This is a genomic window from Nonomuraea sp. B19D2 (genome assembly GCF_040137845.1).
In the GTDB taxonomy this organism is placed as follows: domain Bacteria; phylum Actinomycetota; class Actinomycetes; order Streptosporangiales; family Streptosporangiaceae; genus Nonomuraea.
The window spans coordinates 1-2,801 of record NZ_JBEFAK010000120.1; the positions used below are offsets into that span (position 1 = coordinate 1).

At 65.8% G+C, this 2,801-nt stretch carries 2 protein-coding genes and 2 pseudogenes; 3 read left to right on the plus strand and 1 reads right to left on the minus strand.

The window, feature by feature from the left end; translation table 11 throughout:
- Positions 1 to 205: 205 nt before the first annotated feature.
- The gene (locus ABN273_RS58970) at positions 206 to 355 is read right to left on the minus strand and encodes a hypothetical protein (protein ID WP_349458550.1); all 150 of its coding nucleotides are present in this window, start codon (positions 353 to 355) and stop codon (positions 206 to 208) included.
- Between the two features lie 220 nt (positions 356 to 575).
- On the opposite strand from ABN273_RS58970, the pseudogene ABN273_RS58975 reads away from it, so the two are divergent.
- From ABN273_RS58975 to ABN273_RS58985, 3 genes and pseudogenes are all read left to right on the plus strand, one after another.
- Positions 576 to 1,214: pseudogene (locus ABN273_RS58975) on the plus strand (IS30 family transposase); the annotation flags it as partial.
- A 253-nt stretch (positions 1,215 to 1,467) separates the two neighbouring features.
- On the plus strand, positions 1,468 to 2,526 hold the full coding sequence (locus ABN273_RS58980) for an IS110 family RNA-guided transposase (protein ID WP_349458551.1): 1,059 nt from the start codon (positions 1,468 to 1,470) through the stop codon (positions 2,524 to 2,526).
- A pseudogene (locus ABN273_RS58985) lies at positions 2,527 to 2,676 on the plus strand (IS30 family transposase); the annotation flags it as partial.
- Between the last annotated feature and the right edge of the window lie 125 nt (positions 2,677 to 2,801).

Sequence of the window (2,801 nt, forward strand, 5' to 3'; positions counted from 1 at the left end):
GACGGCCCGCACGACTTCGGCCCGCAACTCTGGCGGATATATTCTCGGCTTCTTCGCCACGTGCTTCCTTCCCGGACTGCCTCTGACCCTACTTGGGTCCGAGTCCGGAAGGTTCGGGGCACCTCAGTTCCTGCGTTTGGCCGAGTAGCGTTTCCATTCCTTCCAGCGGATCTGCCGCATCCGCCGACGTAGCCATTCATCCAGATCACGGAGCCTGCGTCCCAGGTCCGCGGTAGGCCATCCACCCCAAGGTGAAGGCGTTGAGCCTGTCGATCATGAAGACACGGATGTCACCGGCGAAGGGCACGAACCGGTGACCGCGCCGCCACAACTCCCGGTCCAGATCATCCAGCATGATGTTCGACAAGATCGGCGACAGCGGCGAGCCCTACGGGGTTCCCTCCACCGACACCCGGACGATCCCATCGATCATCAACCCGGCCTCCAGATACGCCCGGAGAGCTTGAGCAGCCTGCGGTCGGTGACCTTACGCGCCACCCGCGCCATGACATGCCTTCCATCCGCACCACCACGTGCTCATCGAGATCGGGCGGTCGCCGCCCACGAGCCTGATGCGGCCGATGCCCGTTAAGCCCAGCAAGATCGGGCAGAACCCGGAGTTACGGTCCTACATTCAGGAGAACCTGCACATGCGCTGGAGCCCGGAGCAGATCTGCCAGAGCCTGCGCCGGACCTTTCCCGAGTGGGCGGAGATGCACGTGCGTCACGAGACCATCTACCAGGCCCTCTATGTCCAGGGCCGCGGCGAGCTACGCCGCGAGGTAACCCGGGCGTTGCGCACCGGCCGTGCCATGCGCAAGCCGCGCCGTCTGGCTCAGCAGCGCCAGCCCCGCTACAGCGCTCCGATGGTGATGATCAGCGAGCGGCCGGCGGAGGCCGACGACCGTGCCGTGCCCGGCCACTGGGAAGGCGACCTCATCATCGGCAAGAATCAGTTGTCCGCCATCGGGACCTTGGTTGAGCGCACCACGCGCTACGTCATGCTTGTCCACCTGCCACACGACCACAGCGCGGTCAGCATGCGCGATGCCCTGCTGGACAGCATCGTGACGCTCCCGACCCATCTCAGACGCTCCCTCACCTGGGACCAAGGCAGCGAGATGGGTCGCCACCACGAGTTCTCCATCGCCGCCGACATGCCCGTCTACTTCTGCGACCCGGCCAGCTCCTGGCAGCGCGGCTCGAACGAGAACGCCTATTGGGCAAGGTGAGTCGCGCGGGGCTTCTTCGACGGGAGAGGCTCAGCGTTGGGCGGTTGGGTGACTCGGAGAACACGTGCCGGAAGGCTTTCCGTTGATCTGTCCACAGCCGCCCGCAGGGCGAGAGCCCTGACCGGGAGTGACTTGATAGAAGCCTGCTGAGCCGTCAACTCGCAATAGGTCTGTCCCCTGGCCAGGGCCTTCGTCTCTGTCCGTCATCCGCTACCGCAGAGAACAGGACTTCTCGATGGTGACAGTGGGGATCGACCCGCACAAGCACGTCCACGTCGCGGTGGCCGTCGCACCTGACGGCCGGCAGATCGGCAAGCCGTTCACGGTGAAGAACGACGCTCTGCTGATCACCGCGCTGCTCGGCTGGGTCCGCACGATCGCCGACGGCGCGCCAGTCGTCTGGGCCATCGAGGATGGTCGCGGCTTCGCCCGCCGCCTGGCCGACGGGCTGCTGCTCGCAGGCCATGAGGTGGTCTGGGTTCCCACCCGGCTGACCGCGGCCCACCGCAGACTCCACGCCGCCACGGGCGCCAAGTCAGATCCCGCCGACGCCGCCGCGGCCGCCCGTGCTGCTATCGCCACCCCTGAACTAGCCCGACACCGCATCGACGAACACGTCCGCGAGCTGCGTGTTCTGGTTGACTACCGCGCCGACCTCATCAAACGCCGCACCACGCTGATCAACCAGCTCAAGGCCCAGCTCCATCTCTGGCTCGACCACACCCCGGGCGACCTTTCCCGTCCCAAAGGCACAGACACGCTGGCCTGCCTGCTGGCCACCGCACACTTGGGCGCCCACGTCCGCAGAGTGCTCCTGGACATGACCACCGAGCTTTCGGAGCTCAACCGGCGTGTTCACGCCCTCGACGCCACGATCAAAGAGATCGTCATTCCGCTGGCCCCGGCCCTCCTGGAGATCACCGGCATCAGCCACAACTCCGCCGCCGTCCTCATCGCCGAGATTGGCGACATCACGCGCTTTCCCAGCTCAGCCAAGCTCGCGCGCTACACCGGCTGCGCTCCCATCCCCGTCTACTCCTCAGACCAGAAGCGCCACCGCCTCCACCGAGGCGGCAACCGCCGCCTCAACAGCGTCCTTTACACCGCGGCCATCGTCCAGAAACGCTTCCACCCAGCCGCCCAGGAGCTCCTGGCCCGCCATGAACCCGCCAAAGGCAAACGCGGCGCCCGCCGCATCCTCCAACGCCACCTCATCGACGTCATCCACCGAGCAATGACCACCGATCGAGCATCCTGGCAACACCAAATCACACACCACCAGACAGCGGCTTGACATAGAAGCATCAACGGCCTGCTGCGGCAGTATTTCCCCAAGGGCACCGACCTGTCGGTTCACACCCGCGAGGACCTCGACGCCGTCGCCGCTGAATTGAACGCCAGGCCACGGAAGACGCTCGGCTGGGATACCCCAGCGGAACGCCTTGAGCTGCCCCGGGTTGGTTGGAGGCTCCCAAGACTGGAAGGCTGGGAGTCGTGCCCGCACCGAGGAAGTACCCCCAAGAGCTGCGTGAACGCGCCATCAAGATGGTGTTCGACCTGCGTGAGGAG

Bases quoted from the DNA above. Each gene is read 5' to 3' on its own strand.
- ABN273_RS58970 (WP_349458550.1), bottom strand. From the start codon at position 355: ATGCTGGATGATCTGGACCGGGAGTTGTGGCGGCGCGGTCACCGGTTC.
- ABN273_RS58980 (WP_349458551.1), top strand. From the start codon at position 1,468: ATGGTGACAGTGGGGATCGACCCGCACAAGCACGTCCACGTCGCGGTG.